Raw genomic sequence first — 26009 nt, 5'->3', positions numbered from 1 at the left:
AAACATTTTTTCACTGTCGGGGTCGGGGGGATGGGACATGGGGTCGGGTCCACCGTCCCAAAAAAGAGTCGCCCCACATATAGGACGACTCTCAAATTATATTTGCGTATATTAAAATTCCTTCTCCACAGCTTCACAAACTTCCGTTAAATTTTTTCCCATATTTGATTCTACTGCAGCTACATAAGCTCCTTCTATTAGTGGAGCTTCAACAACCCGAACATTGCCATCAACCATTTCTATCGCCATCTCGGCATTCATTTTCGCACTGCCTAGGTCATAAAAAACGGTCACACCTTTTCCTTGATCCGCAGCATCTATTGCAGAAATAATCTTTTCGATACTTGTGCCAATTTCATTTTGATCCGTTCCCCCTGCAATTTCAATCGGCACATCCGTAATCACCTGCTGGATTAACTCCTTCAGTCCTTCTACAATTTTAGAACTATGAGATATGAGCACGATACCTACATACTCCATTTAGTGCTTCTCCTTCATCACATCAGCTAATGCCTCAAAAACCAAATACGAAGATGCCGATCCTGGATCAATATGCCCTTTTGATTTCTCTTTAAAGTAGGCAGCTCTCCCTTTCGTAGCTACCATATCTTTTGTTCGTTCCTTAGCCCTAGCAGCCACTTCTACCAATCCGTCCGCAGTAATATTACCAGCTTGAAAATATTCCACAACTGCCTGCCAAACATCAACGAGCGTCTTTTCACCGGTCTCTGCTTTCCCGCGTTGTTTCACTCCGGCAAGTGCATCTTCCAGTCCCTTCGTAAATGCAGTTCCATCGACAACATCCCTTCCTTTTAGTGTCATGGACATTTTCAAAAATACCGTTCCATACAAAGGACCAGAAGCACCTCCAACCTTAGCTAGCAGGGTCATGGCAACTTCCTTTAATATAGCAGAAATATCGGTATAATCATTCTCTGATAGCTTTCCAGCTACTTCTTGAAAACCTCTAGCCATATTAATTCCATGGTCACCATCACCGATTGGTTGATCTAGTGAGGTGAGATACGCCTTATTTTCCTGTATTTTTTCATTGGCCTTGTTGAACCATTCGATCATATCTGCTACATTAAACTCCACGGAATCTCCCCCTTACATGCGAAATGCTGGTGCACCTGACTCAGCATCTAACAATTCTTTTAATTCATCATCCAGCTTCAATAACGATACCGAACAACCCGCCATTTCTAATGATGTCATGTATTCTCCGACAAACGTTTTATAAACCGAAATGCCTTTATCCGCAAGAATCTCTTGAACCTTTTTATTTACAATAAAAAGCTCCATTTCAGGAGTAGCCCCTAGACCATTAATCATGACCGCAACCTCACCAGAAAAGTCGTGGTCCTCCAGTACTTTTTCGGTTAACGCTGTCGCAATCGCATCCGCTGAGTCAATCTGTGTTCGATTAATCCCAGGCTCACCATGAATACCAATGCCGATTTCCATCTCATCATTATCTAGTTTGAAGCTTGGTTCACCTGCTGCAGGAACGATACATGGCGTCAAAGCCATTCCCATTGAACGAACATTACCAACAACTTTTTCCGCTACTGCCTTTACCTCTTCTAAGCTCGCACCACTTTCCGCTTTGGCACCTGCAATTTTATGCACGAACACAGTACCGGCAATTCCCCTTCTTCCAGTCGTAAACGAGCTATCCTCTACTGCAACATCATCATTCACAACAACCTTCTCGACCTGAATGCCTTCCGCTTCTGCAAGCTCTGCAGCCATTTCAAAATTGAGAACATCTCCTGTGTAATTTTTAATAACTAAAAACACTCCCGCTCCACCATCAACCGCCTTAATCGCCTCAAAAACTTGGTCAGGTGTTGGTGATGTAAATACTTCCCCACAAACAGCCGCATCTAGCATCCCTTTTCCAACATACCCTGCATGTGCAGGCTCATGCCCACTTCCACCACCACTAACAAGCCCAACCTTATTCGATACCGGTGCATCTGACCGAGCTATAACTAGTGTACCTTCTACCTTTTTCATTGTTTTCGGAAATGCCGCTACCAGACCATCAACCATATCCTGCACAACCTGATTAGGATCATTAATAATCTTTTTCATCGTTTCCCCTCCCATATAGGGGTCAGGTCCCTTGTCCCAATCCTTTGAGAGGGACAAGGGACCTGACCCCTTTTTTATTTAAATGTCCGTGTAGCTTCTACTGCTTTTTGCCAGCCAGCATATAATTGATCCCGGCTTTCATCGTCAAGATTATTTTCAAATGTTTTTTCATTTTGCCATTGCTGGGCAATTTCATCTTTATCTTTCCAATACCCAACAGCTAACCCAGCAAGATAAGCCGCACCAAGTGCAGTTGTTTCTTGAACAACTGGGCGATCAACTGGTACACCTAAAATGTCACTTTGGAACTGCATGAGCATGTTATTTTTTACTGCACCACCATCGACGCGCAAGGTTTTTAGATTAATACCAGAATCAGCGATCATCGCATCCAATACATCTCGCGTTTGATAAGCAAGTGACTCTAATGTCGCACGAATGAAATGCTCTTTCGATGTACCACGTGTCAAGCCAAATACCGCACCACGTGCATCACTATCCCAGTATGGCGTACCTAACCCTACGAATGCAGGGACCAAATAAACTCCATCGGTAGAATCTACCTTGTTCGCATAGTCTTCACTTTCAGGCGCACTGTCGATAATTTTTAACCCATCACGCAACCATTGAATTGCCGAACCTGCAACAAAAATACTTCCTTCTAACGCATATTCTACTTTTCCGTCTACTCCCCATGCTAACGTAGTTAACAGACCGTGATCAGATTTAACACCTTTTTCCCCAGTATTCATGAGCATGAAGCATCCAGTTCCGTACGTATTTTTTGCCATTCCTGTTTCAAAACATGCTTGGCCGAACAATGCAGCTTGCTGATCACCAGCGATCCCCGCAATAGGCACCTCATGACCGAAGAAATGATAGTCAATTGTTTTAGCATAAACCTCAGAGGACTGTTTCACCTCAGGTAGCATGCTTTTTGGCACAGTCAAAATATCAAGTAACTCATCATCCCACTCTAAGTCATAGATATTAAACATTAATGTACGAGAAGCGTTGGAATAATCGGTAACATGCGCTTTCCCACCAGAGAGCTTATAAACGAGCCACGTATCAATGGTACCGAACAATAAATCTCCATTTTCAGCTTTCTCCCTAGCACCTTCCACATTATCTAAGATCCACTTTACTTTTGTTCCGGAAAAATAGGCATCGATTAACAATCCTGTTTTATCACGGAACAGATCATTGTAACCCTTTTCATTAAGTTCCTTACAAATATCTGCCGTTTGACGGGATTGCCACACAATGGCATTGTACACTGGCTTTCCTGTTTGTTTATCCCAAACAACCGTTGTTTCGCGTTGATTGGTTATCCCTATACCCTCTACTTGGTTCGGATCCACATCTGCCTTTCGCAATACTTCAGCAATACACGAAAGAATGGAAGTCCAAATTTCATTTGCGTCATGCTCTACCCATCCTGGTTTTGGAAAATGCTGTTCAAACTCTCGCTGAGCGGTTTCAACAATTTGTCCTTGATGGTTAAATAATATCGCTCGAGAACTAGTCGTTCCCTGGTCGAGCGCTAAAATGAATGTATCACTCATATCAATTTCTCCTCCCTATTTATTATTAATTACGATTATACAGCTTCTTTATCTGCGGAAACCACATTTTCGTTCTTTTTAAAATCCTCATTTACTGCAGCAGCTACAACCGCTAATACTAATACAGTCATCACCCAGAATAACACGGTAAATTCACCTAAGAAAGCTGCTTGATAGAACACGGCACCGTACACACCACCAAATAATGGACCCACCACTGGTATCCAAGAATATTCCCAATCAGAGCTTCCTTTTCCATGGATAGGTAAAATTGCATGTGCAATCCTCGGTCCAAGGTCACGTGCTGGGTTGATGGCATACCCCGTAGGACCACCTAGTGAGACTCCAATTGCAACTATTAATAAACCAACTATCAGTGGATTTAACCCTTCAGTAAACTGATTGGCACCGATAAACATTAGACCTAACAAAAGTACGAAGGTACCAATTGCCTCTGTTAGGAAGTTTGCAAATACACTGCGTTCTGCTGGAGCTGTAGAAAATACAGCAAGCTTTGCCGCTGGATCATCTGTTTTGCGCCAATGTGCTATATAAGCTAAATAAACCACAGCAGCACCGATAATCGCACCAATCATCTGTGCAGTAACATATAATGGCACCTTATCCCATGGAAACTCGCCAACGGAAGCAAAGCCAAGTGTTACAGCTGGATTGATATGTGCACCCGATACACTACCTACTGCATAAACGGCCATCGCAACGGCCAGACCCCATCCAACTGTTACAACGATCCAGCCTGCCCCTTCCGCTTTTGAATTTTTCAGAACGACTCCACCAACTACACCGCCACCTAAAATAATTAAAATCATCGTACCAATAAGTTCTGCTAAAAACTCCGACATAATCCCATACACCCCTTTTCTAATATAGAAAAATCATTTTAGAAAATATGGTCGCCAGCTCTTCATAGTTCGTACCATCTTTTCTATTACACTATATTCCCTAGAAAAAAATACATGCCTATTAACTTAATAGAAAAATCGACTTGTCTCTACGCCTTTAAGATGAAATCCATCGTTACACCTATGTAGGAAAGGAAATTATTATTTTTTCTTTCTGCTAAAAAAGACCTACACTTTTATACAAGTATGTACATTCAGTGTAGGTCTTTCCAGAACCATTATTATTTTAGATTAACGTGCTTGTGCGCTAGCAGATGCAGCAACTCTATTTTTAACCATACCATGCGGATCAATGACAAATTTCCTAGAAACCCCGCCATCAAACTTTTTATAGCCATCTGGAGCTTCATCAATTGGAATTAACGTTGCATTTACTGCTTTTGCAATTTGCGCTCTTCCACTAAGAATCGCTTTCATGAGATCACGATTATATCTCATCACTGGCGTTTGGCCCGTTACAAATATATGCGCTTTTGCAAAGCCCAATCCGAATCGAATCTTTAACGTACCTTCCTTTGCATCCTTATCCACTCCACCCGGGTCACCAGTTACATAGAGTCCTGGAATACCAAGACGTCCACCAGCTGTTGTGACATCCATAATGGAGTTCAATACAGTTGCAGGAGCTTCACCAGCATCTTTTCCATGACCACTAGCTTCAAATCCTACCGCATCAATTGCACAATCTACTTCAGGTACTCCAAGTATTTCCTCAATCTGCTCACCTAAATTATCATGCTCGCGTAAGTTAATTGTTTCACAACCAAAGCTTCTAGCTTGTTCAAGTCGGGCTTCATTCAGGTCTCCAACAATAACCACAGATGCACCTAGTATTTGTGCTGAATGAGCTGCAGCTAATCCAACCGGCCCTGCACCTGCTACATATACAGTGGAACCCGTTTTCACTCCAGCACTCACTGCTCCATGATACCCAGTTGGGAAAATATCAGATAACATAGTTAAATCTAGAATTTTATCTAATGCTTGTTCACGATCTGGGAATTTTAATAGCTGAAAATCCGCATACGGAACCATTACATATTCGGATTGTCCGCCAACCCATCCTCCCATGTCAACATAGCCATATGCAGATCCAGGACGATCAGGGTTAACATTTAAGCAAATATGTGTATCCTGCTTCCTACAGTTCACACATCGTCCACACGCAATATTGAATGGTACCGAGACAATATCACCTTTTTCAATAAATTCTACGTCACTTCCGACTTCAACCACTTCACCAGTTATTTCATGACCAAGAACCAATCCGCTTGGGGCAGTTGTACGACCACGAACCATATGCTGGTCACTACCACATATATTTGTAGTAATCACCTTTAAGATAACACCATGGTTACACTTTCGTCCTACGTTCAGTGGATTAACTCCAGGTCCATCACGCAAGACAAGATCAGGATATCCAATATCCCGTACCTCTACCTCACCAGGTTTGACATATACTACCGCCTTGTTACTCACATAAACCCACTCCTTAAATTAGAATTTTAAAATGGTGTTAAAATGTGTAAGCGCTGTCACTCGTTACCAATATAACACCTTATCCAAATTATTTCAATACTTATACTATTTTTTATTTTCTATTTATATGTCATTTCGACTGGTGCCTGTCACTTGTCGAATTTTCGACAAGTGACAGGCACCTCCCGTTATTGTATAATAAGTTTAGAAAATTAATAAAATTAAATGAAAATGGGAGGGGTCATATGCTCAGCAAGTCTATAATTGAGGATGTTTTATCTGCTGCTTTAACGACTGGTGGGGATTTCTCGGAGGTATTTGTGGAGGATCGCTACACAAACAATATGACATTGCAAGGTGGTCGTTTAGAAAAAAACTTATCCGGACGTGATTTCGGTATTGGCATCCGTATTTTCAAAGGACTACATAGTGTATACGCTTATACAAATGAAAATTCAAAAGAAGGTCTGCTAAAAGCAGCAACAACAGCCGCTCAAGCGATACATGGAACAAAAACGGAAAGAAACATCGTGTTGCCAATGGAAACACAAAAACGAGAAACACTTCACCCCATTCAGTTCATGCCAACCAATATGGAGAAAACTCGAAAGCTAAACGTGCTGCGAAACGCAAATGAAATCGTAACTAATTATGATTCATCCATCGCACAGGCAATTATTAGTCTAATGGATGAAGAACAAAACGTTTTAATCGCCAACTCAGAAGGAACCTTTACGGAAGACAAGCGTGTTAGAAGTCGCTTAGCCATTCAAGCTGTTGCTACAAATGGAACAGACATGCAAACTGGCTTTTACGGGCCAGGTGCACACCAAGGATTTGAATTCATCGAAGGGCTTGATCTAAACCATTACGCAAAAGAAGCTGCGCGCATTGCAGTTACCATGCTACATGCAGATCCAGCACCAAGTGGAAAATTCCCAGTTATTATTGACAATGAATTTGGTGGTGTAATTTTCCATGAAGCATGTGGTCATGGTCTAGAAGCATCCTCAGTCGCTAAAAACAATTCCGTATTTGCCAATAAAGTAGGCGAAAAGGTAGCTTCAGACCTTGTTACATATATTGACGATGGAACAATCACAAATGAGTGGGGATCCATCAACATAGATGATGAAGGAGAAAAAGCACGCAAAAACGTGCTAATTGAGAATGGTATTTTAAAAGGATATCTAATTGATAAATTCAATGCTCGTAGAATGCAAGCTGAATCAACCGGTTCTGGCCGGAGAGAATCCTATAAATTTGCACCAACATCACGTATGACCAACACCTACATTGCACCTGGAGAATCAACACCAGAAGAAATTATAGAAAATACCGAATATGGAATTTATGCAAAATATATGGGTGGTGGCTCCGTTAGCCCTGCAACTGGTGATTATAACTTTGCCATAAATGAAGCTTACTTAGTGAAAAACGGAAAAATCGACAAGCCTTTACGAGGTGCAACTTTAATTGGCAATGGAGCAAAAACAATTCAAAAGATTGATATGGTTGGAAATAACTTAGGACATGGCGCTGGAATGTGCGGTGCATCAAGTGGAAGTATTCCAGTTAATGTTGGCCAACCAATGGTTCGTGTCAGTGAAATTACAGTTGGCGGAAGGGAGGCAAACTAAATGGAATTATCAACTTTTCGAGATCAGCTTTTCACAGAAGGTGAGAAACTTGGTATTACTGAATTAGAGCTTTATTATGAAAAGCAAGATAGCTTTGCCTGCCAAATTTTCAAAGGTGAAGTGGATGAATACGAATCCTCAACTGTAAATGGGGTGTCTGTTCGCGGCCTTTATAATGGAAAAATGGGCTACGCTTATACGGAAAAGCTAGACGAAGAATCCGTTCACTTTTTACTAGACAGTGTAAAAGAAAATGCCGAACTTATTGAAGATGAACCAGAAGAATTGTTCGAGGGGAACGCTTCCTATGAAGAAAAAGACTTTTACTCCTCTTCATTAGATGAAGTAACCACCGAGCAAAAAATTGCCTTTTTACAAGAAGTTGAAAAGAAGATCTACGCATATGATCCACGAGTCGTACAATCCGATTATGCTGGACTACAAGATCAATCCGTAGAAAAAGCTTTGTATAATAATAAAGGAATCGCATTAAGTGATCGCAATAATTTCTTTTTCGTTGCCTTTTCTGTCGTTGTAAAAGAAAATGAAGAAATTAAATCCGACTTCCACATCGAAATTACAAAGGACTTTTCAACATTAGATGCCGATGAAATTGCTAAACAAGCTGTAGAGAAAAGTTTAAGTTATTTAGGCGGAAAAACATATCCAAACAAAAACTATCCTGTTGTCTTTAAAAACAGTGCAGCGGCAGCACTATTAGCAACGTTTGCATCATCGTTTTCAGCTGAAGCCGTACAAAAGAATCAATCCTTATTAAAAGGAAAACTGAACGAACAAATAGCCTCCGAAACAGTTACACTTACAGATGACCCATTATTAACAGATGGTGTCCGAAGTGGGACATTTGATTCGGAAGGGGTACCAACTAAAAAGATCAGTATAGTAGAAAACGGAAAGCTAAAAACCTACTTCCACAATTTAAAAACAGCAAAAAAAGACGGTGTAGCTTCGACTGGACACGGGTATAAATCTTCTTACAAAGGAACGGTTGGCATCAGCCCATCCAATTTCTTTGTTGTTCCAGGTGAAGAATCCTATGAACAGCTGTACGAATCATTAGATGAAGGTGTGATCATTACAAATCTAGCAGGTCTTCACTCTGGTGCTAACCAAATTTCTGGTGACTTTTCAGTTGCCGCAAATGGTTATTACGTCAAGGACGGAAAAATCGCAGGACCTACCAACCTAATGACCATTGCAGGAAACTTCTTTGAAGTTCTACAAGACGTCGAAAAAGTAGGCACAGACTTAGAATTTTCACCGATGGGAGGCTATGGCTACATCGGCTCCCCATCCCTAAAAATAAAAAGCATAGCAGTAACCGTAGATTAATAGAAAAATCACAGTAGAAGCAGAAGTAGAAGTGCCTGTCACTTGTCGAAATTCGACAAGTGACAGGCACTTCTCATTTTTTGTCGAATCTAGCCTTGCTACATTGCTCTCACTAGAATTCTTTCTGCTATTACTTCTTTGTATTCGAACAATAACTGTTCAAAAATGGCATCCCAGGATTGAGATCGTGCATATTCTCTACTGTTTAGCTGCATTATTTTTCGTTTGCGCTCGTCTAATAGTAATGTTGTAATTTGACTCGCAAAATCCGGTACGCTTTTTGGATCACATAAAACCCCAGTCACCCCATCTTTAATAATCGTTCGAACACCACCAGCATTTGCCGCTATTACAGGCGTACCAGACGCTAATGATTCGAGAACAACATTCCCAAATGTTTCCGTAGCCGATGGAAACACAAATAAATCTGCTGCGGAATACACTCGAGCCAATTCTTCTCCTGATAAAAATCCTGTAAATGTCATATGATCTGGAGAAGCTTTTTCTATTTCCATCCTTTCAGGCCCATCACCAACAATCAGCCAGTGGACATCATGACTTATCGAATTTAGAAGCTGCTCTGCAACTTTAGGTAATAATTGAACACTTTTTTCTGGTGCAAGGCGTCCAACATATAATAAAATATATTTTTCCTTAATGGCATATCTTTCTCTAATTAATGACTGGTCAAAATTCGGATGAAATTGAGAGCAGTCTACCCCTCTAGACCAAATGGATAAACCGCTGAATCCTTGTGTCTTCAAATGATCTAGTGTTACTTGAGAAGGAACAAATATTCTTTCGAGTGGTCGATGAAACCATCTTAAATATCTCCACAGTACCGTCTTCAAGCCTGGAAAATCATAGTAATCTAGATATTTATCAAAATCAGTATGGTAGGATCCTACGATAGGAATATTCCATTTTTTAGCATAATGAACTCCCAATAATCCCATATTAAATGGAGTTGCGACATGAATAATATCCGGTTGAAACGCTTGAATTTCTTCCTTTATATGAACCACATTCGGCAATGCAATTCTGCACTCAGGATATAGAAAAAACGGTAAACTAGTAAACCGGTGAACATGGCTCGTTAACATATCCCCACTTGAACTTTTTGGTGCAAATACTTGATATTCAATCGATTGGTCACGTAAATAATCCGTGAAACGCTTTAATGTTTTAGCTACACCATTTACGTCAGGGTAAAATGTATCTGTGAATATAGCTATTTTCATAACAAACCTCCATAACCCCTTTATTGAAATACCAATATAAACGAAACGCTTCCTACCAAACTACCTAACAAACAGCCAAAAACAATATCAGAAGGATAGTGCAAGCCCAAATAAACTCTTGATAATCCTACTAAAAAACCTAAAGGTAAAAGAATAATTGCAAGTACAGAATAATAGAAACAAAATGGAATAATGATAGAAAAAAATGCTGTGGTATGTCCAGAAGGAAAAGAACAATCTGTTAATGGATTCTCCGTTACATGGCAATCGTGAAGAACTAAATATGGTCGTTTTCGAGGAATGAATTTTTTAATTAGCATGACCGGTATATGACTTAAGGCTAGAGCAATACCACTAGCAATAACAGCAAGTTTAGTGGATCCTGTTGAAAATAATATTAAGAATAATACAATGGAAATAGTAAAACTAGCGCTGCCTAAGTGAGTGATTTTACGAAAGAATGAGTGCAAGAACCGCTTCTCAAAATTTTTATTTACTATTCGAAAGTAACGACAATCCACCTCATAGACATAATTCAGATATTTCATTTACAATCACCTCGCTTCTTTAAAGGGATACTTTTAAACTTCTAAACCAAATACAAAACAGCTGGAACAAGACAAACACATACCTTCATCAAAAAGCGCATACGACACCTCCGATTAGCGAATGTCATCGTTTGCTTTTAGTGTAACCAATAACTTTTAAACCATTAATAAGTGAGTGTGAAATTTGTGTAAAGTGTAGGGATGAAGGATTATCACATCAATCATTGGAAAAATTATTAATTAATGTTATACTATTCTAAATAATACGAAAGGAGTAAAGGAATGCCCCATAAATAACTTCTAGTATCGCCCGACTCACCTCCCCTCTGCACGGTTTGTTTCCCATTTTAAAAATTAATAATTAAGGAGATGAAGTATATGACGAACTCTAGGATGTTCCATGACGAAAGTGGACATGCCGGAGAAGGTTCCAAATCGGATCAACTTCAGGTGAGGGCTTGGGTAAAAACAATATCCGATCCCAATGAACACAAAGAATTTATGGAAAGATTACATGTAGGATCCCAATTTGATATGAGATATCGAGGCCTCGTTGAATATTATGGAGATGATTTAATTGCTTATAAGCGGAAAAATTTATCAAGTAAGCACGTGAACGATTTTCTCTATATCTTCTCTAAATATCTTACGGATCACCTAGAAGATGATTGTCCCCCATCATGGAAAGAATTTCACCCCCAACTGTGGGAAGAATTCATTTATGCATGCTTCCCCATGTATCTAGATATTTCCCTTAAACAAAATAAATCTGAAATATTTCAAAAGCAATTAAAAAAATTTATCTACTGGCTTGATAAACGCTCTGGCTGCTCTTGGTATAGCACCGTTGAAAAGTGTATAGAAGATGGATTAGAAGAATTAAAAACATGTGAAAAAATATTTAATGCGTTATTTTTACATTCCTATCCTAACTTACACCAAAAAGATTTGAATCCTCTAGAAGACATAGCAAAAATCGAAGCAAGGTTACAGGGGTGTGATACAACTTTAAATAGTATATTTGAGGTAACTAACATCACGGATGGTATCGTTTCGGTCCGTGATATAGACACAAACACTGCATTGCAAATTGCTGCATTTCCAACTACAATTTCCACTGGAATCCTCCTAGAAGGCACAATTGGAATGAACAACTATGACTTCTACTGGACCTGGCTCGCAACGCAAGCTGTCTACCCCAACAAAGCCCAAAACTACATCCAATTTGTTGATTAAAGCTCCCTTGTCGGTGCCTGTCACTTGTCGAAATTCGACAAGTGACAGGCACTACCCGAATTTTGTCGAATACGCAAAAAACTGCTGAGATCATAGCATTGTCTCACCAGTTTGTTTTCCATTATCCAATTAATACATTCATGAATTCTTCATATGATTTTACTTTAATTAGCTTTTGTACAATGGTACTATTGTCGATTACTTTAGCGAGCATATCATACATCGCTTGGAGATCTTCTTCACTATTTTTCTTCACACATAATAAACAAACAAATTGAACAGGCTTGTCTTGCCACATGATCGGCTTCTCCAACGTACATACTGTTAAAAATGTTTTCTCGGTTTTTGGAGTAATCGGATGAGGAACCGCTACTAAATTACCAAAGGAAGTTGGTGCAACTTTTTCACGTTCATAAATAGATTCTAAAAACGTATCATCTACCAATCCCTTTTGCCGTAGTTTATGGTCCAGAAACTCTATTACAGCATCCCTCGATTGAAACCTTTTCCGTAAAAACATCAGTTCTTGCTCAAAGTACATTTGTACGGATTGCTTATTTTCCAATACAAATTCCTCAATTTTTTTCAAATCATTATCCCCTAAAATTGCATTCACTTCAATAACAGGTGCTGGCAGCTTATCTTGAATTGGTATCGAGCTAACAATAAAGTCAATTTCATGTAGATTATAGTTTTTCAGCTTATAATATTCTGTAGTACCCAACACATCCAAATCCTTACCAAACTTTGTTTTCAATTTGTAATAGATTAATTGTGCGGTACCAAATCCAGAGGCACACACAATTAAACACCGTTTAGGTCCAGACTTTAATTTCCTGCGTTCGATCGCCGCACCAATATGGAGTGCTAAATAGCCTACTTCATTTTCATCAATATTCGTACCGGTATGTTCCCCAATTGCAATTCCAGCAATTACTGCAGCTTCAAAAGCTAACGGATAATTCTTTTTAATATCCTCGATCATCGGATTTCTTATATTCATCCCGAATTTATACCGATTAACAGCAGGCTTAAGATGTAATCCTAACCCTAGAATCAACTCTTGGTCATCCTTAATTCCAAGATTAAATTCCTTCTCAATCTTTTCAAGAGCAACCGTTACGATTTGCAGAATTTCTTCATCCATCACCTGTTCAACAGACTCATTCGCCTGTGATATCATTTTTGTTCCTAACAAGTGAATAGCAATATATGCTATTTCTGTTTCAGGAAAAGTTACCTTAAATTTGTCTTCCACCTTTTCAACAATCTCTTTGGCAACTTCATATTCCTTCTGTTTCACTATATCCTGTATATCTGTTTGATATAAGGTAACATGATAGCCACTTTTAATCCGTTTATATGCTATTGCAATGTGAACAAGCAAATTATTGATAGCAATATCTGACAACGTAATATGATGTGTGTTAATTTGATCCATAATGATTTCTGAAATACTATCCAAGTCCTCTTGTGCAAAAGAAGCAAGGTGAAAATCAATCAATTGATCCCCACCGTCATCATTCCGCTCAAAAACATACTCGGACATACAAAAACGCAGTTTCAATTCATCTCCCTTAACCTTTAAACCATAGTTAGGGCGAGCCTCTAAGCTTATATCATATTTACATAATATTTCTTTCACATGCTTTATATCATTTTGAATCGTTGATTTACTAATATATATTTCATCAGCAAGATCTTCCAATTTCGTATAGTCCTCATTTAGTAAAAGGCGTTTAATGATATAATTTGTCCGTTCCTCTGGAGTTCTCGGAACAAATCCTACCTCTGCCTCTTCATGGTTGGCAATCATCTTTAAATAATGACGGAAAAGATTTTCTTCCTTGATCTCAAGTTTATAACCTTTTCCCATTAAAGACTCTATTTGTGCCCCATGCTCTTCCAATATTGTAGAAAGGTTTTTGATGTCTTCCCTTGTTGTCCGTGCTGTAACCTGATTGATTTTTGCTAAATAAGAACCAGTAACAGGAGTCCGTGCAGCCATTAATTCACGTAATATTATCTTTGTTCGAGAGTCTAGCATTTACTACACCTCCTTGTGTCGTTCATCCCTTATGGTGTACAACTTTTCCTTGCATAATCCTATCTAAAAAGGGTCCTGATCCATAATACGAACCAGAACCTCTTCATTTAGATAGCTTCATTATACTACAGAACTAGTGAATTGTGGCAAATAGGCTTTGTGCGCCTCTAACATTTCATCCAAGATTTCTTTAGCAATGGTGTCAGATGATCTAATGGATTAATCGTCACCGCTAATAAAGCTTTATGGTAATCTCCAGTTACTGCTGCCTCAGCAGCATCTCTCAAACGATTAAATTGTATAACCAAACCAATGGACCTTTGTAACACTGTTAATACCCGCCGTTTCACTCCATCTAGTAAAAATGTAATTCTAGATTAAAAGCCATTGTTTTCTGAAACAGCTTTGATCCAATGTGCACTTTTCTTTGGCGTACGCTTTTTCGTTTTAATATCTACCGAATAGAATCCATAACGGTTTTTATATGCATTCATCCATGACCAGTTATCCATGAATGTCCACAAATGATATCCTTTTGCATTACAACCTTCTTCAATGGCTTTATGCAACCACTTCAAATGCTCACGGATAAAATCAATCCTGTAGTCATCCTGTATTTCCCCATTTTCTAAGAAACGATCTTCATCCTGAACACCCATTCCATTTTCAGAAATAAATGACTCAATGTTACCATAGTTTTCTTTTAGATTGATCATAATATCATAGATACCTTTTTCATAGATTTCCCAACCACGATATGGATTCATCTTGCGTCCAGGCATTTCATAGTTATCGAAAAACCAATCAGGCATAAATGGGCTATATGGATTTGGTAAATGATCCTTCGCTTTTACTCTACGTGGTTGATAATAGTTCACACCTAAAATATCTGCTGTATTTGCTTTTATTAACTCACGATCTCCTTTTTGTGTCGTCGGAAGTTGACCATGCTCACGTAAAATTTCGATCAACTCTTGAGGATACTCACCTAAGACAGCAGGATCTAAAAAGCTACGATTGAAAAATAAATCAGCAATACGTGACGCTTTTAAATCTGCAGGATTTTGACTTCTTGGATAAGATGGAGTTAGATTTAATATAATTCCGATTTTCCCATCCTTCACATCAAATGTACGGAACGCCTCTACTGCCTTCGCATGAGCAATCATGGTATGATAGGCAACCTGTACAGCTCGTCTTCCATCCACAACATTTGGATAATGAAAATCGTATAAGTAACCACCTTCGACAGGCACAATTGGTTCATTAAACGTAAACCATTTCGATACACGATCACCAAATAGATCAAAAGCTGTTTTGGCATATTCTACATACGCGTCTACTACCTCTCTACTTTCCCATCCACCTTCATTTTGTAGCTCTAGGGGCATATCAAAATGGAATAAATTAACGAAAGGCTCAATATCATGAGCAATTAATTCATCAATTACTTTATTGTAAAAATCAACTGCTTCTTGATTTACTTCTCCACGTCCACCAGGAATCAACCTTGCCCAAGAAATAGACAAACGGAATGTATTGTGACCAATTTCCTTCATTAATTGCACATCTTCTTTATAGCGATGATAAAAATCCGAAGTTGTTTCAGGACCTACATTTTCAAAGAAACGATTTGGTTCCGTTTCATACCAATGGTCCCAAATATTTTTTCCTTTTCCACCTTCATTTGCAGCACCTTCAATCTGGGTTGCAGATGTTGCACTTCCCCACCAAAAACCTTCTGGAAATTTATAGTTAATAGTCATAAGATGTACCTCCCATTATTTGTTTCTGTGTATTTCAATAATCTCAATTGCTAAGTCTCTTACTGTCATTGCTGTCATTAAGTGATCCTGTGAATGAACTAAAATGACGTTTACTGAGGCACCTTCACCATTAGCCTCTTCTTGAAGTAAGTTTGTTTGATAGCCATGTGCTTTACTAAGTTCTTCACCCGCTTCTTCTATTAAGCGATCAGCCTCTTTGAAGTTCCCTTCTTTTGCCTCTTGAATAGCTTCCATTGCGCTTGATCTACCATTTCCGGCATATAAAATTATTTGAAATGCGATTTCTGTCATCTTATCCATTTTATTCACCTCTCTAGTTGCATCTATTGTTTAAAAGAATATGGCCCCGCGTATGAACCCAGGGCCACTATATGATTAGTTACCTTCACCTTTTTTTTCATTTTCGTAATAGTTTTTATCTAGTATTTTCAAGAATGGCCACCAAATCAACGTAACAACTAATAAGTTAAACGCCTGTAATACAGCACCTTGCCACGCATTACCTGTTGCTAAAAATCCACTTAGTAGTGGTGGTGTTGTCCAAGGTACGATTATCCCCGCTGGTTTAGGGACCAGTCCAGTTGACATGGCTACATACGTAATAATTGTTATCACTACTGGTGCTAATAACCAAGGGATAATTACTAATGGGTTCATAATTATTGGTAACCCAAAAATAATTGGTTCGTTTACATTAAATACCCCTGCTGGAGCACCCAACTTACCTAATTCCTTAAGCTGTCTGCTTCGACCGATCATGAAAATTAGAATAATAACTGCTAACGTCATACCAGATCCACCCATACCAACTAAGAATGTATCGATGAACTGTTTCGTTACAACGTTTGGTAACTCTAATCCTGCTTGGAACGCTTGTAAGTTTTCATCATTTAATGTATACCAAATCGGATCAAATACGGAATTAATAATAATCTGACCGTGTAAACCAAAGAACCAGAAAACTTGAATTAACAACACTGCAATAATAGTTGCTGGCAACCCACTACCTAACGCTGTTAACGGTTGCTGAATTACGGTGTAGATAAAGTTTTGAACCGTATCAAATGGCGTGTAGCTGAAGATAATTCGAACAAGCAAAAAGGCAGTTAATGTTAATGTGATTGGAATTAATGCGCTAAATGATTTAGCAACTGCGTCTGGAACACCAGCAGGCATTTTAATGGTCCAATTTTTTTGTACAAAGAATCGGTATAGCTCTGCTGAAATAAATGCAGTAAATATTCCTAAGAACATTCCTTGAGCACCTAAGCTGGCAGTAGGAATGACACCAGACACTCCTTCAAGTACCTGTGGTGTTAAAATTAAGAAGGCAGCTAATGCTACGACACCACCATATATCGCTTCTAATTCGTAATGCTTAGTTAAGCTATATCCAATTCCTACAATGACGAACATCCCCATAATACTTAAGGTTGCCGCTGAGGCTGGTCCCAACGCATCCTGATATGTTGCAAATGCTTCTTCGCCAATTAATCGATCAAGAAATGGGAAATTAGCGATTACAACAAAAATGGAACCAAAAATGATTAATGGTAATGCAACCATAAAACCATCTCTTAAAGCGGATAAGTAACGGTTGTTATTCAATTTATCTGCTATTGGTAACAAAATATTTTCTAAGAACTCCATGAATTTATTCATGTTTCTTCCCCCTCTTCGGTATTTTTCTTTTTCTAATTACTCACCCATTAATTCAAAAGCTTTGTTTAATACTGCTTCTCCGTCTACTCGTCCATATGCTACTGGATCGATGACATCTAAAGGAATACCAACTTCATCAGCAACCTTTGCAAACTTCTTCTTCATAAATCTCATTTGCGGTCCAATCAACAGAACATCCGCTTTTTCCATTTCTGATGGAGCCTTATCTTGAGCAACAGCCCAAATTTCAACTTCATATCCCTTAGCTTCCGCAGACTCCTTCATTTTTGATACTAATAAACTAGTTGACATCCCTGCTGAACAAGCTAATAAAATACGTTTCATATCTATTTCCTCCTTGGTTGTTTAAAGTATTATTTGTTTATCTATAACCATAATAGAATATAAGCGCTTTCATCTAAACACACACAATTTCCCCCATAAAGAGGAAATCATTCTATTAGAAACGACAGGTGCCTGTCACTTGTCGAAATTCGACAAGTGACAGGCACCGACATGGGTCTTTATGTCCCAGTGCTAGTAAATTCCTTCGCTTCAATAATATCTCCATGCTCTTGGGTTATTCAGTCGACTGTCGACAACTAACAACTAAATAATTCCCTTTTCCTTTAAATCCGCAAACTCTTCATCATTAAACTGTAGAATCTCTTTGTATACTTCTTCATTGTGCTCACCGATTTCTGGCCCAGTCCATTCTACCTCACCTGGTGTTTCACTTAACTTAGGTACAACTCCAGGAATGTATAATTCACCAAGTTTTTTATCCATAACTTTTAAGATCATGTCGCGAGCCTGGTAATGTATGTCATTTGCAATATCTTCTGCTGTATAAATTCCACCAGCTGGAACTCCTGCTTCATCCAACATTTTTGTTAACTCTTCTAAACCATAATTTTTTGTCCAATCAGATATAATTTCATCTAATTCTTCTTGATTTTCTCCTCTAGCATTATGAGTAGCAAAACGTTCATCCTCTGCCAACTCTTCCATATTCATCACCTTAGTTAAGCGTTTAAAGATATTATCTGCATTTGCTCCAATAACAATCCATTTCCCTTCTTTAGTTGGATAGTTATTCGACGGAGCAACCTTTGGCAGGAAAGTGCCTGTTCGTTCCCGTATAGCCCCTACCTTCATGTATTCAGTTAAACTACTTTCCATGATTGCAAATACAGATTCATATAATGCAGCATCTATAAATTGTCCTTCTCTATTCGGCGAGTTATCTCGATGATGTAGAGCCATTAATGCACCTATAACTCCAAACATTGCGGTTAGTGAATCACCAATTGCAACACCAACACGGGTAGGTGGACGATCAGGATAACCAGTTATATGTCGAATTCCACCAATTGCTTCCCCTACACTACCAAACCCGGCCTTTTCTTTATACGGACCTGTTTGGCCAAATCCCGAAATTCGAACCATAATAATAGAAGGATTAACTTCCTTTAAATCTTCATAACCCAACCCCCATTTTTCCATGGTACCTGGGCGAAAATTCTCAACAATAATATCTACTTCTTTCACCAATTTCTTAACAATCTCTTGACCTTCTTCTTCTTTTAAATTTAAGGTAATACACTTTTTATTTCTTGCCTGTATCGGCCACCAAAGTGATTCACCTTTATATTTAGCTAGCCCCCAATTTCGTAAAGGGTCCCCACTATTAGGTGACTCTACCTTTATTACTTCTGCACCAAAGTCTGCCATTAATCGGGAGCAAAATGGTCCAGCAATAAATGAGCCAAATTCTAGCACTCTAATTCCCTCTAACGGTTTCTTTGCTTTCATTGATTCCATTCCCATATAAAAAACTCCTTTCTTTATGCTGAAACTGTATCTGTAGAAAGACCGGCATTCATTACTTGCCCTGGCAATTTATATCCAAGTACTTTTTCTAAATGTTTAGATGCATCAATTAACTTACTAACATTTGGGTCGATATCTACACCCATTTGGTAAAACATGTGAACGACATCTTCTAGACATACATTTCCTGTAGCACCTGGTGCAAACGGACATCCACCAATCCCTCCAAGAGCAGCATCAAAATTACAGATTCCTGCTTGATATCCAGCTAATAGATTGGCCAACCCCATCCCCCTAGTATTATGAAGATGTAAACTAAAATGACTATCAGAAAACTTACCTGTTAAGTCATTTATAAAACTAGTAATTTGTGTTGGGTTTGCGACACCTGTGGTATCAGATAACATAAATCTGTTCAGTCCTTGTTCCTTCAACTTATCAATCACTACAGATACACGACTAACATCATAGATCCCCTCAAAAGGACATCCAAAGGTAGTTGCTAATCCTACATTAACCTTAATATTTAATTTATCTAGTAATCGATATATTTCTCCAATGCCATCAATTGATTCATTCACCGATTTCCTTACATTTTTTTGATTATGGGTTTCACTAACTGAAACAACGACATTTACCTCATCGACTCCTGCTTCTAAAGCAAACTCGGCTCCTTTTATATTCGGAATAAGTACCACTAAATCAACCTGTTCACGATTAATATGTTTGATTACTTCTCTTGCATCCTTTAATTGAGGTACTGCTTTTGGGGAAACAAATGATGTTGCTTCAATACGCTTTATACCCGCATCAATGATTTTATTTAATATCGCTACCTTATCTTCTGTCTCTATCCACTCATCTTCCATTTGAAATCCATCTCTACCTGTGACATCAGTAATAATTACTTTTTCATTCTTCATAACAACCCTCTCCCTTGGCTATAGAAATAAAGTAGGTAACACCGTAACGAGTGCCGGGAATATAATTAAAATTATTAATAAAATAAATACTGGTATGATATAGGGTACAACCCCTCGGACTAAATCAATAAATGGAATATCTCCTACTCTAGTAATAGCAAATAATACCATACCAAATGGTGGTGTAATCTCACCTATCATTAACGCAACAATCATAATGATTCCAAAATGCAATGGATCTCCACCCACTTCTAATACAAGCGGAACCAATACTGGTGTAGCAATTGTGATGGACACGATTGAAGATAAGAACATTCCAAGGATAAGTAAGAAAATTAAACATAGTCCCATGACAACATAATAATTTTCAGTAAACGATGTAATTAAATCTACAAATAAAATAGGAACTCGCTCTCTAGTTAATATCCAGGCAAATACATTTGCAACTGCTAATATGATCATGATTACCGCACTATCTCTCATTGTTCTTTTGAAAATATCATACATATGACGTAAAGAGATGGTCCGATAAACAACCGTAGATAAAATAATCGCATACAACGAACCCACCGCCGCCGCTTCCGTTGCAGTAAATACGCCAGATAGAATACCACCAATTAGAATTACTGGAGTTAAACCAGGTAAGAATGCCCGTTTGGCCGTATACCATAATTTACTCATCGATGCTTTTGCTTCTGTAGGATAATTATTTTTCATCGCTTGAAAAGCTACGAAAACACTTAACGAAATTGCCATCAATAATCCAGGAATAATACCAGCAACTAACAGTTTATTTACAGACACCCCGGAAACAATTGCATAAAGTACAACTGGAATACTAGGTGGAATAATTGGTCCAATTAAAGAGGACGCAGCTGTTATACTCGCAGCGAACTTTCCAGGATATTTAGCATCCTTCATTGCTTTTATCTCTACTGAACCTAATCCAGCTGCATCAGCGGTTGCAGACCCACTCATTCCGGCAAAAATTACACTTGCAGCAATGTTTACCTGCCCTAACCCCCCACGAAAATGTCCTACCAATGCTTTAGCAAAATCAAATAATCTTGTCGTAACATTTGATTCATTCATGACTTTACCTACTAAAAGAAACAAAGGAATAGCTAATAGTGTAAAGCTGTCTAAACCAAATACGGTACGTTGAACAACCATGTAATGAGGAATATCAAATAAACCACGTTCTAAAAGGAAATAAATTAATGTTGCTATTCCCATCGAAAAAACAGCAGGAATACCAATAATTAGAGCAACAATTAATACAAGTAACATGATTAACATAGTCATTCAACCTCACCACCTTTGTTCTTAATAAAGTCAATAATGTAATGAATCAATTGATGCGTGAAAAACCATAACATTAATATCGAGCTCACTAGTAAAGCTAGATAAATAACTCCTTGAGATAACGGGAGCATTGTTAACGGTACATTCCAGCGATCAATGGTCATTTGAATGCTTCCAGATAAAAAACTCAATACCAATAACCCCGAAATGATAGTAGTAAAAAAGTAAAAACCAATTTGTGCCCTATATGGCCATTTTTTAACTAAGTTATCCACTAAATCTACACGTAGATGATCTCTATGTTTTACAGCTAGTGCTGCACCTAATAACACGGACCATAAGTTCAAATATCTTGCCGCCTCTTCACTCCAAGTCAAAGGAGCGTTCAATACAAATCGGAAAAACACCTGTAAAATTGCTGCGATAAAAAACAAAATAAATAAAAAAGTTGCCAAATGTTCAATGATAAATTCAACAATCGCCAACATTTTTTTATAGATTTTCGATAGCATTTGGTCCCTCCTACGTTTTGTAATGGGATACGAGATTAGTAGTAGTAATCTCGTATCCTAGAATTTTATTCTCCAATAGCTGCTTGAACCTTTTCATACACACCAGGAGCTAAATCCTCCTCAATAATTTTCTCAATAGCTGGCTGTGCCTTCTGTCTCAACTCCTCTTGATCTGGTTCAATAATTTCCATTCCATTATCTTCTGCTTCTTGAATGAACCCCTCATTACTTTCAGCAACTATCTCATCTACATACGCAATCGTTTCATCAATTGCTTGTTTTAACATTTCTTGTTGATCCGCATTCAATTTTTCTTCCCATGTATTTTCACTAACTACCCATGTTTGGTAAAATTGAATATGCTCTGTTTTTATTAAGTAATCTTGATAATCCCACATTTGACGACCAGCAATATTTGTAAGGAAATTCTCCTGTGCATCAACTGTACCTGTTTGTAAGGCAGTTACAATTTCAGTAGCAGCAATCGGAGTTGGAAGCGCTCCCATTTCTTCCCAAACGTCAACCCACCATTCGATTTCAGGCATTCTAATTTTTAATCCTTGTAATTCATTTGAATTAGAAAAAGGTTCATTAGAAGTAGTCCAACGAGCACCATACCCATGCATTCCCATTGGAATAATTCCACCCTCTTCTCTAGCAATCTTTTCTACTTCATCTTTTATTTCAGGGTCATCCATAAATCTTCTCATGGAGTCTAAATCTGGAAATAAGAATGGAATTGTAATTGCATTGTATTCAGGATAATATAACTCAGCCTGTAATACGTTATATCCCATATCTAACTCTCCTAATTTCATCTGTTCTAGTGCCTCACGCTCTCCACCTAGTTGACCACCCATAAAAAATTCTACTGTCATTGTGCCATCACTAAGTTCTGTCAGTTTTTCTTCAAAAAATTCCCGTAGATCTTTATCAATCCCAGAATCATCCATCGTAGTAGCAAAGGTTAGTTCCACAGTCTCATCCGATGAAGTTTGACTTCCGCATCCAACAAGGATAATTGTAAATACAACAAATACAATACCTAGCTTCATTTTCATTATTTTAGTCCCCCTTCAAATTTTCCATCAGGAAATAATCCTAAAATACGATCTAAATCAACACTGATATGATCCTCCATTAGAGCTTTCGCCTGCTCCCTCCTTCCTTCTTTTATTGCAAGGTAAATATTCATATGTTCCTGGAAAAAATTATCCATACGAACATAATCAAAACGAATCAACACATTCCTACAGTAAAGAACCTTAGACCTTAAGCTATCCATAATTTGTATTAAATGCTTATTCTTTGATGCATAAATAATAGACTCATGGAACCTCGTATTCCATTCATAAATTTCTTGAGAATCTCCGTTTCTCAAGCTTTGTTCCGTCATTTCCAAAATTTCTTTCATCTCCATTAGTTCTTCTTCCGTAACCACATCCGCTGCTAAATAACATGAAACCGCTTCCAACCCAAAGCGAATCTGATAAAGCTCTATAATATCTTCAACTGAGGGATTATGAATATATAGATTCTGATCTTTTTTCACAATTAACCCCTCATGTTCAAGAATTCGCAAAGCTTCTCGAACTGGGGATCTACTTAAATGTAACTCTGAAGCAATTTGACTCTCTACTAACCTTTCACCAGGACTCCATCCTCCTTCTAAAATATATTGTTTTAGTTGCTCATAAACTTGAAGGTATAACGGATCTTTCTTCTCAATTTTCATGCTAGATGTCCTCCAAAAAATGTTTATTGTCGGTTGTCGACAGCCGACAATATTAATTTATAAAAAACTATACCACATATAAAATGAATAGTAAATGTAATTTTTAGAAAAGATAAAATTAACTATTAATTAACACCAGGTTATAAATACAATCATCATTTTATGGGATATTTTAATCCCTTCCATCATATATTTGTTCAAGAGGTGATGGACATGTCCTGGCAAGATCAGGTAACAAATGATACAAAGATGAGAATTGAAGCTGTAAAGAAGAAAAAGGAATACCTAGATAGCTGGAAGCGTAGGGAAAGAAATTTTCTATTACTATTTGGGGTTACACTTGTATTATTTATTTGTTATATCCTTTACATGACTGATATAACTCAGCTTAATATTTTCTATGCTATTGTTGAGATAATCACCAATCTAGTATACATTGTCATTATTTCTATTATTTCTATGCTCTACTATTTTTACTTAGAAGCTAAAAATAAAGTAAAGAAAGAAAAAGATAAGTACAAAGAAATGCGTGGTGAAATAATCAAACACTTTGAAAAGGATTATTATATCAGTGACCATTCCTCCATCAGGGATGAGATTACAACTGAAATGGAAGAGAAATATGATATTGATTTGCGATTGAAGACGGATTGATATGAAGTGCCTGTCACTTGTCGTGTTTTGTCGAAAAAAATAACCGAGGAGACGTGACGGATCTACTCGGCTTCTTTTTATTCTAATTATAATGAATTCCTTTTTCTAACCATGCTGCTGCACTTTCGAATAATGCTTCTGATACAGTTGGGTGTGGGAAAGTCATAGATTCCATTTCTTCTACGGTACCCTCTAAATGTACAAAGGAAGTTGCTTGGCTGATCATTTCAGTAACATGCGCACCAACCATGACGACACCAAGAATTTCACCATATTTTTCTTCTGCAATAATCTTCATGAATCCATTAGTTTCACCTGATGCAATTGCTTTACCATTTCCAGCTAATTCAACTTTGTGGCTCTTCACTTTGTATCCAGCTTCCTTTGCTTCGGCTTCTGTCATCCCGACACTCGCAATCTCAGGAAACGTATATACACATCGTGGCATAGCTATATCTTTCTTATTTATGTTTCCAAGAATATGATTGACCGCAAGAATGCCCTCTTCACTAGCAGCATGAGCTAATTGATATCCACCAATTAAGTCACCGATCGCATAAATTCCATTTACAGAAGTTCTCATGTTATGATCGACTTTTACAAATCGACCATTCCATTCTACTGACAGTTCGTCTAAACCAATTACATTCGGTTCACGACCAACAGAAACTAGTACACTGTCTGTCACAAGCTCTAATTTCTTACCTTCTTTCTCCATTTTTACAACAGTATGACCAGCATTGTTAAAACCAGTAATTTTAGTATCCGTATAAATTTTAATCCCTTTTGCCATCAAATGTTTTGCCAAAAACTGAGATGCATCTGGGTCTTCAGCTGGAATAACCCGTTCAGACATTTCGACGACCTCAACTTCTGTACCTAAACTATTAAATACACAAGCTATTTCTAAGCCGATTACTCCTCCACCAACAATTACTAGATGATTTGGTACTTCCTCAATGTCAAAAATAGTATCGCTTGTATGATAGGTGACCTTATCTAACCCTGGAATACTAGGAACAAAAGGCTTAGAACCGGTAGCTAAAATAACGTTCTTCGCCTGAAGATTCTTTTCCCCTTTGTCTGTAGCGACTGAAATTGTTTTATCATCCTTAACCGTACCATACCCTTGATAAAGGGTGATTTTATTTTGTCTTAACAGTCCTTGAATTCCACTTCTCAATTGTTTAACAACCTTATTCTTACGGTTAATCATCTCCTTAATAGAGAAAGAAAAATCATTAACCGTTATACCATAGCTTCCAGCTTCTTTAATTTGATTTAAAACTTCTGCATGTTTTAATAATGTTTTCGATGGGATACATCCACGATTTAAGCACGTACCACCTAGGTCTCCCCCCTCGACAAGTGCAACAGAAAGACCTAATTTTGCAGCACGAATAGCAGCTACATAACCGCCAGGACCACCACCAACAATAGCTAAGTCAAAGTTCTTCATGTCG

24 protein-coding genes and 1 pseudogene are annotated in these 26009 nt (G+C 38.0%); 4 read left to right on the top strand and 21 right to left on the bottom strand.

The window, feature by feature from the left end; genetic code table 11:
- Nucleotides 1-111: 111 nt before the first annotated feature.
- The 6 genes from dhaM to fdhA all read right to left on the bottom strand — a co-directional run bounded on the left by dhaM (nt 112) and on the right by fdhA (nt 6070).
- Nucleotides 112-480 carry a dihydroxyacetone kinase phosphoryl donor subunit DhaM gene (dhaM, locus tag GMD78_RS04520; protein ID WP_155667522.1) on the bottom strand — a complete coding sequence of 123 codons (369 nt, stop codon included), beginning with the start codon at nt 478-480 and terminating at the stop codon, nt 112-114.
- The gene (gene dhaL / locus GMD78_RS04515; RefSeq protein WP_425495044.1) at nt 481-1098 is read right to left on the bottom strand and encodes a dihydroxyacetone kinase subunit DhaL; all 618 of its coding nucleotides are present in this window, start codon (nt 1096-1098) and stop codon (nt 481-483) included.
- A gap of 12 nt (nt 1099-1110) precedes the next feature.
- Complete coding sequence (gene dhaK / locus GMD78_RS04510; protein WP_155667520.1) at nt 1111-2100, bottom strand: dihydroxyacetone kinase subunit DhaK; 990 nt, start codon at nt 2098-2100, stop codon at nt 1111-1113.
- Between the two features lie 74 nt (nt 2101-2174).
- Nucleotides 2175-3668: a glycerol kinase GlpK gene (gene glpK, locus GMD78_RS04505; protein ID WP_155667518.1), complete on the bottom strand. Its 1494-nt coding sequence runs from the start codon at nt 3666-3668 to the stop codon at nt 2175-2177.
- Nucleotides 3669-3703: 35 nt separating this feature from the next.
- Nucleotides 3704-4531 (bottom strand): MIP/aquaporin family protein, encoded by an 828-nt coding sequence (locus GMD78_RS04500; RefSeq protein WP_155667515.1) that lies wholly within the window; start codon nt 4529-4531, stop codon nt 3704-3706.
- A 291-nt stretch (nt 4532-4822) separates the two neighbouring features.
- Entirely contained in the window at nt 4823-6070 is a 1248-nt protein-coding gene (gene fdhA, locus GMD78_RS04495) for a formaldehyde dehydrogenase, glutathione-independent (RefSeq protein ID WP_343042115.1), read from the bottom strand.
- A gap of 245 nt (nt 6071-6315) precedes the next feature.
- Between fdhA and GMD78_RS04490 the strand changes: the two genes are divergently transcribed.
- Complete coding sequence (locus GMD78_RS04490; RefSeq protein ID WP_155667513.1) at nt 6316-7710, top strand: TldD/PmbA family protein; 1395 nt, start codon at nt 6316-6318, stop codon at nt 7708-7710.
- Entirely contained in the window at nt 7711-9063 is a 1353-nt protein-coding gene (locus tag GMD78_RS04485; RefSeq protein ID WP_155667511.1) for a TldD/PmbA family protein, read from the top strand.
- A 98-nt stretch (nt 9064-9161) separates the two neighbouring features.
- Here the strand turns inward: GMD78_RS04485 and GMD78_RS04480 are convergent, their stop codons facing one another.
- Together GMD78_RS04480 and GMD78_RS04475 are read right to left on the bottom strand one after the other, a co-directional pair.
- A complete protein-coding gene (locus tag GMD78_RS04480) occupies nt 9162-10304 on the bottom strand; it encodes a glycosyltransferase family 4 protein (protein WP_155667509.1) in 1143 nt (380 codons plus the stop codon).
- 20 nt (nt 10305-10324) lie between these two features.
- Nucleotides 10325-10852: a phosphatase PAP2 family protein gene (locus tag GMD78_RS04475; RefSeq protein ID WP_155667507.1), complete on the bottom strand. Its 528-nt coding sequence runs from the start codon at nt 10850-10852 to the stop codon at nt 10325-10327.
- Between the two features lie 378 nt (nt 10853-11230).
- On the opposite strand from GMD78_RS04475, the gene GMD78_RS04470 reads away from it, so the two are divergent.
- Complete coding sequence (locus GMD78_RS04470; RefSeq protein ID WP_155667505.1) at nt 11231-12088, top strand: hypothetical protein; 858 nt, start codon at nt 11231-11233, stop codon at nt 12086-12088.
- Nucleotides 12089-12209: 121 nt separating this feature from the next.
- Here GMD78_RS04470 and GMD78_RS04465 read toward each other — a convergent pair whose 3' ends face one another.
- From GMD78_RS04465 to GMD78_RS04410, 12 genes and pseudogenes are all read right to left on the bottom strand, one after another.
- Nucleotides 12210-14135, bottom strand: a complete 1926-nt coding sequence (locus GMD78_RS04465; RefSeq protein ID WP_155667503.1) for a BglG family transcription antiterminator — start codon at nt 14133-14135, stop codon at nt 12210-12212.
- Between the two features lie 120 nt (nt 14136-14255).
- A pseudogene (locus GMD78_RS04460) lies at nt 14256-14446 on the bottom strand (6-phospho-beta-glucosidase); the annotation flags it as partial.
- A 66-nt stretch (nt 14447-14512) separates the two neighbouring features.
- Nucleotides 14513-15901 carry a glycoside hydrolase family 1 protein gene (locus GMD78_RS04455; RefSeq protein ID WP_155667501.1) on the bottom strand — a complete coding sequence of 463 codons (1389 nt, stop codon included), beginning with the start codon at nt 15899-15901 and terminating at the stop codon, nt 14513-14515.
- A 15-nt stretch (nt 15902-15916) separates the two neighbouring features.
- Nucleotides 15917-16222, bottom strand: coding sequence for a PTS sugar transporter subunit IIA (locus GMD78_RS04450; RefSeq protein WP_155667499.1), 306 nt, complete (start codon nt 16220-16222; stop codon nt 15917-15919).
- Nucleotides 16223-16297: 75 nt separating this feature from the next.
- Entirely contained in the window at nt 16298-17584 is a 1287-nt protein-coding gene (gene celB, locus GMD78_RS04445) for a PTS cellobiose transporter subunit IIC (protein ID WP_155667497.1), read from the bottom strand.
- Between the two features lie 36 nt (nt 17585-17620).
- Nucleotides 17621-17929: a PTS sugar transporter subunit IIB gene (locus GMD78_RS04440; RefSeq protein WP_155667495.1), complete on the bottom strand. Its 309-nt coding sequence runs from the start codon at nt 17927-17929 to the stop codon at nt 17621-17623.
- Between the two features lie 264 nt (nt 17930-18193).
- Entirely contained in the window at nt 18194-19408 is a 1215-nt protein-coding gene (locus GMD78_RS04435; RefSeq protein ID WP_155667625.1) for a CaiB/BaiF CoA transferase family protein, read from the bottom strand.
- Between the two features lie 23 nt (nt 19409-19431).
- Entirely contained in the window at nt 19432-20340 is a 909-nt protein-coding gene (locus tag GMD78_RS04430; RefSeq protein WP_155667493.1) for a hydroxymethylglutaryl-CoA lyase, read from the bottom strand.
- A gap of 18 nt (nt 20341-20358) precedes the next feature.
- Entirely contained in the window at nt 20359-21645 is a 1287-nt protein-coding gene (locus GMD78_RS04425; RefSeq protein WP_155667491.1) for a TRAP transporter large permease, read from the bottom strand.
- Nucleotides 21642-22157, bottom strand: coding sequence for a TRAP transporter small permease (locus tag GMD78_RS04420; protein ID WP_155667489.1), 516 nt, complete (start codon nt 22155-22157; stop codon nt 21642-21644). Before GMD78_RS04420 ends, GMD78_RS04425 begins: the two co-directional genes overlap by 4 nt.
- A gap of 65 nt (nt 22158-22222) precedes the next feature.
- Nucleotides 22223-23218 (bottom strand): TRAP transporter substrate-binding protein, encoded by a 996-nt coding sequence (locus tag GMD78_RS04415; RefSeq protein WP_155667487.1) that lies wholly within the window; start codon nt 23216-23218, stop codon nt 22223-22225.
- A complete protein-coding gene (locus GMD78_RS04410; RefSeq protein WP_155667486.1) occupies nt 23218-23892 on the bottom strand; it encodes a GntR family transcriptional regulator in 675 nt (224 codons plus the stop codon). The genes GMD78_RS04415 and GMD78_RS04410 overlap by 1 nt, the downstream gene beginning before the upstream one ends.
- Nucleotides 23893-24105: 213 nt before the next feature.
- On the opposite strand from GMD78_RS04410, the gene GMD78_RS04405 reads away from it, so the two are divergent.
- Entirely contained in the window at nt 24106-24546 is a 441-nt protein-coding gene (locus GMD78_RS04405) for a DUF2663 family protein (RefSeq protein WP_196493721.1), read from the top strand.
- Between the two features lie 82 nt (nt 24547-24628).
- Here GMD78_RS04405 and lpdA read toward each other — a convergent pair whose 3' ends face one another.
- Complete coding sequence (gene lpdA / locus GMD78_RS04400) at nt 24629-26005, bottom strand: dihydrolipoyl dehydrogenase (RefSeq protein WP_155667484.1); 1377 nt, start codon at nt 26003-26005, stop codon at nt 24629-24631.
- Between the last annotated feature and the right edge of the window lie 4 nt (nt 26006-26009).

The organism is Ornithinibacillus caprae, assembly GCF_009728145.1.
GTDB classification, from domain to species: domain Bacteria; phylum Bacillota; class Bacilli; order Bacillales; family Amphibacillaceae; genus Ornithinibacillus; species Ornithinibacillus caprae.
Note: the sequence above shows the minus strand (reverse complement) of the source record. Positions and strands in the feature narration are given on the sequence as shown.

What these genes read in the sequence shown, in the direction of transcription:
- dhaM (WP_155667522.1), bottom strand. Translation starts at nt 480, where the DNA reads ATGGAGTATGTAGGTATCGTGCTCATATCTCATAGTTCTAAAATTGTA.
- dhaK (WP_155667520.1), bottom strand. Translation starts at nt 2,100, where the DNA reads ATGAAAAAGATTATTAATGATCCTAATCAGGTTGTGCAGGATATGGTT.
- glpK (WP_155667518.1), bottom strand. Translation starts at nt 3,668, where the DNA reads ATGAGTGATACATTCATTTTAGCGCTCGACCAGGGAACGACTAGTTCT.
- GMD78_RS04500 (WP_155667515.1), bottom strand. Translation starts at nt 4,531, where the DNA reads ATGTCGGAGTTTTTAGCAGAACTTATTGGTACGATGATTTTAATTATT.
- GMD78_RS04490 (WP_155667513.1), top strand. Translation starts at nt 6,316, where the DNA reads ATGCTCAGCAAGTCTATAATTGAGGATGTTTTATCTGCTGCTTTAACG.
- GMD78_RS04485 (WP_155667511.1), top strand. Translation starts at nt 7,711, where the DNA reads ATGGAATTATCAACTTTTCGAGATCAGCTTTTCACAGAAGGTGAGAAA.
- GMD78_RS04480 (WP_155667509.1), bottom strand. Translation starts at nt 10,304, where the DNA reads ATGAAAATAGCTATATTCACAGATACATTTTACCCTGACGTAAATGGT.
- GMD78_RS04475 (WP_155667507.1), bottom strand. Translation starts at nt 10,852, where the DNA reads ATGAAATATCTGAATTATGTCTATGAGGTGGATTGTCGTTACTTTCGA.
- GMD78_RS04470 (WP_155667505.1), top strand. Translation starts at nt 11,231, where the DNA reads ATGACGAACTCTAGGATGTTCCATGACGAAAGTGGACATGCCGGAGAA.
- GMD78_RS04465 (WP_155667503.1), bottom strand. Translation starts at nt 14,135, where the DNA reads ATGCTAGACTCTCGAACAAAGATAATATTACGTGAATTAATGGCTGCA.
- GMD78_RS04455 (WP_155667501.1), bottom strand. Translation starts at nt 15,901, where the DNA reads ATGACTATTAACTATAAATTTCCAGAAGGTTTTTGGTGGGGAAGTGCA.
- GMD78_RS04450 (WP_155667499.1), bottom strand. Translation starts at nt 16,222, where the DNA reads ATGGATAAGATGACAGAAATCGCATTTCAAATAATTTTATATGCCGGA.
- celB (WP_155667497.1), bottom strand. Translation starts at nt 17,584, where the DNA reads ATGAATAAATTCATGGAGTTCTTAGAAAATATTTTGTTACCAATAGCA.
- GMD78_RS04440 (WP_155667495.1), bottom strand. Translation starts at nt 17,929, where the DNA reads ATGAAACGTATTTTATTAGCTTGTTCAGCAGGGATGTCAACTAGTTTA.
- GMD78_RS04435 (WP_155667625.1), bottom strand. Translation starts at nt 19,408, where the DNA reads ATGGAATCAATGAAAGCAAAGAAACCGTTAGAGGGAATTAGAGTGCTA.
- GMD78_RS04430 (WP_155667493.1), bottom strand. Translation starts at nt 20,340, where the DNA reads ATGAAGAATGAAAAAGTAATTATTACTGATGTCACAGGTAGAGATGGA.
- GMD78_RS04425 (WP_155667491.1), bottom strand. Translation starts at nt 21,645, where the DNA reads ATGACTATGTTAATCATGTTACTTGTATTAATTGTTGCTCTAATTATT.
- GMD78_RS04420 (WP_155667489.1), bottom strand. Translation starts at nt 22,157, where the DNA reads ATGCTATCGAAAATCTATAAAAAAATGTTGGCGATTGTTGAATTTATC.
- GMD78_RS04415 (WP_155667487.1), bottom strand. Translation starts at nt 23,218, where the DNA reads ATGAAAATGAAGCTAGGTATTGTATTTGTTGTATTTACAATTATCCTT.
- GMD78_RS04410 (WP_155667486.1), bottom strand. Translation starts at nt 23,892, where the DNA reads ATGAAAATTGAGAAGAAAGATCCGTTATACCTTCAAGTTTATGAGCAA.
- GMD78_RS04405 (WP_196493721.1), top strand. Translation starts at nt 24,106, where the DNA reads ATGTCCTGGCAAGATCAGGTAACAAATGATACAAAGATGAGAATTGAA.
- lpdA (WP_155667484.1), bottom strand. Translation starts at nt 26,005, where the DNA reads ATGAAGAACTTTGACTTAGCTATTGTTGGTGGTGGTCCTGGCGGTTAT.